Below are 7195 nucleotides of genomic sequence, written 5' to 3' on the forward strand. Positions count from 1 at the left end.
CATTAGCGAGTGTCTGTGGCCCAGCTTCCGGTGGCAGACGTTTTATTACGAAGCACAGAGTTAGATGATTAGTACTTATGCCAAAAAGAACTGATATCCAAAGCATCCTCATCCTTGGAGCTGGCCCAATTGTCATTGGTCAGGCTTGTGAGTTTGATTATTCCGGTGCCCAGGCTTGTAAGGCCCTGCGGGAAGAAGGTTACCGAGTCATATTGGTGAACTCCAACCCCGCGACCATCATGACCGATCCGTCGATGGCGGATGCCACTTATATAGAACCCGTGGTGTGGCAAACGGTTGCCAAGATTATTGAAAAAGAACGTCCAGATGCGGTGCTTCCCACGATGGGTGGCCAGACGGCGCTAAATTGCGCATTAGATTTGGATCGCGAAGGCGTGCTGGCAAAGTACGGCGTTGAAATGATCGGCGCGACTAAAGATTCAATCGACATGGCAGAGGATCGCCAGCTGTTCGACAAGGCCATGAAGCGGATTGGTCTGGAAACCCCGAACTCGGCTATTGCCCACAGTTTGGAGGAGGCCTTGCAAGTACTGGATGCCATCGGTTTCCCCGCTATTATTCGGCCTAGTTTTACTATGGGTGGTTCCGGCGGCGGTATTGCTTATAACAAAGAAGAATTTATCGAAATTTGTACTCGTGGTCTCGATTTGTCGCCCACCAGTGAGCTCTTGATTGACGAGAGCTTGATTGGCTGGAAAGAGTTTGAAATGGAAGTTGTGCGTGATAAAAACGACAACTGTATTATTGTTTGCGCCATTGAAAACTTTGACCCCATGGGCGTGCATACCGGCGACTCAATCACCGTTGCGCCAGCTCAAACGCTGACCGACAAAGAATATCAAATCATGCGTAATGCCTCTTGCGCAGTACTACGTGAGATCGGTGTCGAAACTGGCGGCTCTAACGTTCAGTTTGGTATGGAGCCGCACACCGGCCGTTTGGTCGTTATTGAAATGAATCCGCGGGTGAGTCGCTCATCGGCGCTGGCGTCAAAAGCAACCGGCTTTCCTATTGCGAGAGTGGCGGCTAAATTGGCAGTCGGCTTCACTTTAGACGAATTACAAAACGATATTACCGGCGGTGCAACTCCGGCCTCTTTCGAGCCTGCCATCGACTATGTGGTAACTAAAATACCGCGTTTCACCTTTGAAAAATTTGGCGAAGCGCAAACTCGTCTGCACACTCAGATGAAGTCCGTTGGCGAAGTGATGGCGATTGGTCGGACTTTCCAAGAATCTTTGCAAAAAGCCCTTCGTGGTCTTGAGGTTGGCTCTGCTGGTTTTGAGCATCAGATTGATGTTGATCGCGACGATGCCCGGGATGTGTTAATTGCCGAGCTGACCAATCCTGGCCCAGAGCGGATATGGTTTGTGGCCGATGCTTTTCGCGCCGGAATGAGTGTTGATGAGGTATTTGAGCATTCTTGGATTGATCCTTGGTTCCTTGTTCAAATTGAAGACATCGTTAAAACTGAAAATTCATTGAAAACTGTGGCTTTTGCCGATATCACTAAAGATATGATGTGGCGTTTGAAGCGTAAAGGCTTTTCAGATCAGCGCTTGGCGGTATTGTTGGCAGTTAGCGAAAAGCAGTTGCGTGAACTGCGCCACAGTTTAGATATTCGCCCAGTCTACAAGCGTGTAGATACCTGTGCGGCGGAGTTTTCTACGTCGACCGCGTATATGTATTCTACCTATGAAGAAGAGTGCGAATCGCTGCCGTCTGACCGTGAGAAAATCTTGGTCATTGGTGGTGGCCCCAATCGTATTGGTCAGGGTATTGAGTTTGATTATTGCTGCGTACACGCCGCATTGGCGATGCGCGAAGACGGTTACGAAACCATTATGGTCAACTGTAACCCTGAGACTGTGTCGACGGATTATGATATTTCAGACCGTTTGTATTTTGAGTCGGTTACTCTCGAAGACGTCTTGGAAATTGTTGCCAAAGAAAAACCTAAGGGCGTCATTGTGCAGTTTGGCGGTCAGACGCCGCTGAAATTAGCGCGTGATCTTGAGGCGGCGGGTGTACCTATTATTGGTACCTCTCCAGACGCGATCGATCGCGCTGAAGATCGCGAGCGTTTCCAGCAGATGATTGAGTTTTTAAAGCTGAAGCAGCCACCAAATACCACCGTTCGCTCAGAAGAGGCGGCGTTGGTTGCGGCTGCAAAAATTGGCTACCCCCTAGTTGTGCGGCCATCTTATGTGCTGGGCGGTCGGGCGATGGAGATCGTTTACAAGGACGATGAGCTGAAGCGTTATATGCGTGAGGCGGTTCGGGTTTCCAATGAATCACCAGTGCTATTAGACCATTTCTTGGACGCCGCGGTTGAGGTTGATCTCGATGCGGTATCCGATGGCAAGCAAGTGGTTATTGGCGCGATCATGCAGCATATTGAGCAAGCGGGTGTTCACTCCGGTGACTCTGCCTGTTCATTGCCGCCCTATTCGTTGTCGGCGGAAGTTCAGGATCGCATGCGCGAGATCGTCAAGGCCATGGCGATCGAATTGGGTGTTATCGGTTTGATGAACGTGCAGCTGGCAGTGCAAGATGGTGAAGTATATGTGATCGAGGTAAATCCGAGAGCATCAAGGACTGTGCCGTTTGTATCGAAATGTATTGGTGTGTCGCTGGCTAAGATCGCAGCGCGCTGTATGGCCGGCATCAGTCTGGAAGATCAGAATTTTACTACTGAGATTGTTCCCACCTATTTCTCAGTAAAAGAAGCGGTTTTCCCCTTTGCCAAGTTCCCTGGCGTTGACCCCATTCTTGGCCCAGAAATGAAATCGACGGGTGAAGTGATGGGCTTGGGTGAAACTTTCGCCGAAGCCTTCGCGAAGGCGGCGGTAGGGGCGGGCGAAGTGTTCCCAACTAGCGGCCGTGCCTTTATCAGTGTGCGTGATCCCGATAAGGAAGGCGCGATTGCAGTGGCGACTCAGCTGGTTGCGCAAGGTTTTACCCTGTGTGCGACGCGGGGTACTCACAAGGTGTTAACGGCAGCTGGACTTACCTGCAAGCGCGTAAATAAGGTGTTGGAAGGGCGTCCGCATATTGTTGATATGGTTAAAAATGGTGATATTGATTTAATTATAAATACCACCGAAGGCAAGCAGGCTATTGCCGATTCTTCACTGATTCGTCGCAGTGCCTTGGTTAACAAGGTAAGTTACACCACAACACTTGCTGGAGCCGAGGCAATTTGTCAGGCTATAGCCTTTGGTGAAGAGCGAACAGTGCGGCGTTTACAGGACGTACACGAGGGTATGATGCAATGAATCTTGTGCCAATGACGGTTGCTGGCGAAAAAGCGCTGCGCGATGAATTAAAAAAACTGAAAACAGTGGATCGTCCGCGTATTACCCAGGCAATTGCTGAGGCGCGCGCCCATGGCGACCTAAAAGAAAACGCTGAATATCACGCCGCTCGTGAGCAGCAAGGATTTTGCGAAGGTCGCCTTCAGGAAATTGAAAGCAAGCTGGCCGGTGTGCGCGTGATTGACATTACGACTATCCCGTATAGCGGCAAAGTCATTTTTGGGTCCACAGTAAGCCTGATCAATTGTGAAACTGATGAAGAAGTCACTTATCGGATTGTTGGTGAAGATGAGGCCAGCGTGAAGTTGGGGAAAATTTCTGTGACTTCACCGATAGCTCGCGCCCTAATCGGCAAAGAACAGGGCGACGTTGCCCTGGTAACCGCGCCGGGCGGTAACATCGAGTATGAAATCGACAAGGTGCAACACCTCGCCGAATAAACCAGTTTAGGCTTATGCCCGAAGCAGATTTGAGAGCTTCGGGTTAGGCTTTTTAGCTGGCCGGTAAATCAGTGCGATTTTACCGATAGCCTGCACCAAATGCGCCTTATGGGCGGCACAAAATTGATCAATTAAGGCGCGGCGCTCGATTGGCTCAGCTATATTTACCTTAACCTTGATGAGTTCGTGATCGTCTAGCGCGCGTTCAATTTCGGTATTCACGCCCTCGCTTAATCCGCGATCACCAATCATCACGACGGGGCTGAGTTTGTGGCCGATACTGCGGAGGTGTTTTTTATCACTAGCGCTGAATTTGGACATAATATTACTAAACCGAAAAAGGCGTGGCCTATCATTTTACTCGAAAGGCGCTTGCGCTGAAATGTGAATTCTCGCTATTAATGGAGTTGGCGTGGTTAAACGTACAGGATCTAGTGGCGCATGGCTGAAGGAACATTTTGACGATCACTACGTCAAATTGGCCCAGAGAGAGGGCTATCGTTCGCGGGCGTGTTATAAGTTGCTCGAAATTCAGGAAAAAGACCGCCTTTTTAAGCCTGGTATGAGTGTTGTCGACTTGGGTAGTGCGCCGGGTGGCTGGTCGCAGGTGGCTGCTATGCTGGTTGGGCACCATGGCCAAGTGTTGGCCTCAGATATTCTGGAGATGGATACCGTCGCCGGCGTTGAATTTATTCGGGGTGATTTTACTGAAGAATCTGTGTTCAATGAGTTGATGGCTTTTCTAGGAAATCAGAAGGCAGATCTTGTAATTTCAGATATGGCCCCCAATATGACTGGTATGAGGGATGTTGATCAGCCTCAGTCGATGTACTTGTGCGAGTTGGCGCTGGACATGGCTGATTTGGTGCTTCGCCCCGGCGGCAGCTTTGTCACCAAGATATTTCAGGGGGAGGGTTTTGAAGAATATATGCGCCTTCTTCGCGAACGTTTTAGCAAGGTAGTTACCCGTAAACCGGCTGCATCTAGGCCGCGATCGCGGGAGGTTTATCTAGTGTCCACTGGTCTGCGCGGCTAATTATTGCGTAGAGGGTACTCAATTAATGTAGTAATGTACGTAGAGCTTGGGGCTAAATTCCCGTTTTATTAGCTTTGCGAACATAGCAGCGTGAGGATCAGTTTTTGAACGATATGGCAAAGAACTTACTATTGTGGCTTGTTATAGGTGCTGTCCTGTTGACGGTTTTTAATAACTTCAGCGCCCAGTCGCCTACTGAGCAACTTAACTACTCGCAGTTCATTAGTGAAGTGCAGGGTGAGCGTGTGCGTGAAGTCGTTATTGACGGCTTAGTGATTAGTGGTGAGCGCAATGACGGCAGTCGCTTTGAGAGCGTGCGGCCCTTGCTCGATGATCCCAAGTTAATTGACGATTTGCTGCAGCACAATGTGGTCGTTGTGGGTACGAAGCCCGAGCGTCAGAGTCTGTGGACGCAATTGTTAGTGGCTAGCTTCCCTATTTTGATTATTCTTGCGATCTTCATGTTTTTCATGCGGCAAATGCAAGGTGGCGCTGGTGGCGGCAAAGGCGGTCCCATGTCCTTTGGCAAAAGTAAGGCGCGGCTGTTAAGCGAAGATCAAATTAAAACCACCTTCGCCGATGTGGCGGGGGTTGATGAAGCCAAAGAAGACGTTCGTGAGCTGGTTGAGTTCTTGCAAGACCCAGGTAAATTCCAGCGTTTGGGTGGCCGTATCCCTCGCGGTGTGCTGATGGTGGGTCCGCCAGGTACGGGTAAAACACTGCTCGCAAAAGCGATTGCAGGGGAAGCTAAAGTCCCGTTTTTCTCTATCTCTGGTTCCGACTTTGTTGAAATGTTTGTGGGTGTTGGCGCATCGCGTGTGCGTGACATGTTCGAGCAGGCTAAAAAACAGGCGCCATGCATTATTTTTATTGATGAGATTGATGCTGTAGGTCGTCACCGCGGTGGGGGAATGGGCGGTGGTAATGACGAACGAGAGCAAACATTGAATCAGTTGCTGGTTGAGATGGACGGCTTTGAAGCCAATGACGGCGTTATTGTTATTGCTGCGACTAACCGCCCAGACGTACTCGACCCCGCGCTGCTACGTCCTGGCCGTTTTGATCGTCAGGTTATGGTGGGTTTACCCGATATTCGCGGCCGTGAACAGATTTTAAAAGTACATATGCGTAAATTACCCCTAGGTGATGATGTTGAAGCATCGATCATTGCGCGTGGTACGCCTGGCTTCTCGGGTGCAGATCTTGCCAATCTTACTAATGAGGCGGCGCTGTTCGCCGCTCGCGGTAACTCGCGCTTGGTGAGTATGGAGCAATTTAATTTGGCAAAAGACAAAATTATGATGGGCGCTGAGCGCAAATCAATGGTTATGTCAGAGAAAGAAAAATTAAATACCGCCTATCATGAGTCGGGTCACGCCATAGTTGGTCGCGAAGTACCTGAGCACGATCCCGTGTATAAGGTCAGTATCATTCCGCGTGGTCGGGCCTTGGGTGTGACCATGTTCCTGCCTGAAGAAGATCGCTACAGTCTGAGTCGTCGTCATATTATTAGTCAGATTTGTGCATTGTTTGGCGGTCGAATTGCCGAAGAAATGACCCTTGGCCCTGATGGTGTAACGACAGGGGCTTCTAATGATATCGAGCGCGCTACCGATATTGCTCGTAAGATGGTCACCAAGTGGGGCTTGTCAGATAAGATGGGGCCGCTGATGTATGAGGATCCTGCTGATGAGACTTATGGTCGCTCTGCAGGGCAAGGTAAGGGTTTTTCTGGTGAGACCGCGCGTCAAATCGACGAGGAAGTGCGTCGTATTATTGATGAATGCTATGTTACTGCTACGAAGATTTTAGAGGCTAATCGCGACAAGCTAGACATGATGGCTGACGCATTGATGACGTATGAAACCATCGACGCCAAGCAAATCGATGACATTATGTCAGGCCGTAAGCCGCGTAAGCCTGCTGGTTGGGACGACGATGGCAGCGCCGGTGGTCACAAGGCGAAAACAGAGGCGGCAGAAGCGGCAGAAGTTGAGCCGGATGCTGACGCCAATGATAATAAGAAAAACCGGCCTGAAGATCCATTCGTCGGCTCGGTAAGTGATCACTGAGTTTGTATTGAGCTCCTTAGTAAGTCCATCGCCACCGCAGCTTCGCTGCGGTGTTCGCTTATTGAACATAAGCGTGCCTCAGGTCATGGCAATTATTAATGTTACCCCTGATTCCTTTTCAGATGGCGGTGAATTTCACGCCGGCGGCGTCTTGCTTGAAAAAGTGCTGCGGCGGGTCGAGGAAGTTTGTGAGCAGGGCGCAACGCTCATCGATGTTGGCGGCGAGTCCACACGTCCTGGCGCATTGCCGGTTACCGCTGAGCGCGAGTGCGAGCGGGTGCTGCCCGTTGTTGAGGCTATTGCCCAGCG

6 protein-coding genes are annotated in these 7195 nt (G+C 50.3%); 5 read left to right on the plus strand and 1 reads right to left on the minus strand.

Going from position 1 to position 7195, the window contains the following annotated elements:
* The first annotated feature begins 77 nt into the window (after window positions 1-77).
* Window positions 78-3299, plus strand: coding sequence for a carbamoyl-phosphate synthase large subunit (carB, locus tag ACI955_RS10170; RefSeq protein ID WP_415243639.1), 3222 nt, complete (start codon window positions 78-80; stop codon window positions 3297-3299).
* A complete protein-coding gene (gene greA, locus ACI955_RS10175; RefSeq protein ID WP_415243640.1) occupies window positions 3296-3778 on the plus strand; it encodes a transcription elongation factor GreA in 483 nt (160 codons plus the stop codon). The genes carB and greA overlap by 4 nt, the downstream gene beginning before the upstream one ends.
* A gap of 12 nt (window positions 3779-3790) precedes the next feature.
* Here greA and ACI955_RS10180 read toward each other — a convergent pair whose 3' ends face one another.
* Window positions 3791-4099 carry a YhbY family RNA-binding protein gene (locus ACI955_RS10180; protein WP_415243641.1) on the minus strand — a complete coding sequence of 103 codons (309 nt, stop codon included), beginning with the start codon at window positions 4097-4099 and terminating at the stop codon, window positions 3791-3793.
* Window positions 4100-4190: 91 nt separating this feature from the next.
* Between ACI955_RS10180 and rlmE the strand changes: the two genes are divergently transcribed.
* From rlmE to ACI955_RS10195, 3 genes are all read left to right on the plus strand, one after another.
* Window positions 4191-4814 (plus strand): 23S rRNA (uridine(2552)-2'-O)-methyltransferase RlmE, encoded by a 624-nt coding sequence (gene rlmE / locus ACI955_RS10185; RefSeq protein WP_415243642.1) that lies wholly within the window; start codon window positions 4191-4193, stop codon window positions 4812-4814.
* Window positions 4815-4927: 113 nt separating this feature from the next.
* A complete protein-coding gene (gene ftsH / locus ACI955_RS10190; RefSeq protein WP_415243644.1) occupies window positions 4928-6886 on the plus strand; it encodes an ATP-dependent zinc metalloprotease FtsH in 1959 nt (652 codons plus the stop codon).
* Between the two features lie 7 nt (window positions 6887-6893).
* On the plus strand, window positions 6894-7195 hold a 302-nt coding region (locus ACI955_RS10195), incomplete at its 3' end, for a dihydropteroate synthase (RefSeq protein ID WP_415243643.1).

It is taken from the genome of Zhongshania sp., assembly GCF_047636175.1.
Classification (GTDB): Bacteria; Pseudomonadota; Gammaproteobacteria; order Pseudomonadales; family Spongiibacteraceae; genus Spongiibacter.

Bases quoted from the DNA above. Each gene is read 5' to 3' on its own strand.
- carB (WP_415243639.1), top strand. From the start codon at position 78: ATGCCAAAAAGAACTGATATCCAAAGCATCCTCATCCTTGGAGCTGGC.
- greA (WP_415243640.1), top strand. From the start codon at position 3,296: ATGAATCTTGTGCCAATGACGGTTGCTGGCGAAAAAGCGCTGCGCGAT.
- ACI955_RS10180 (WP_415243641.1), bottom strand. From the start codon at position 4,099: ATGTCCAAATTCAGCGCTAGTGATAAAAAACACCTCCGCAGTATCGGC.
- ftsH (WP_415243644.1), top strand. From the start codon at position 4,928: ATGGCAAAGAACTTACTATTGTGGCTTGTTATAGGTGCTGTCCTGTTG.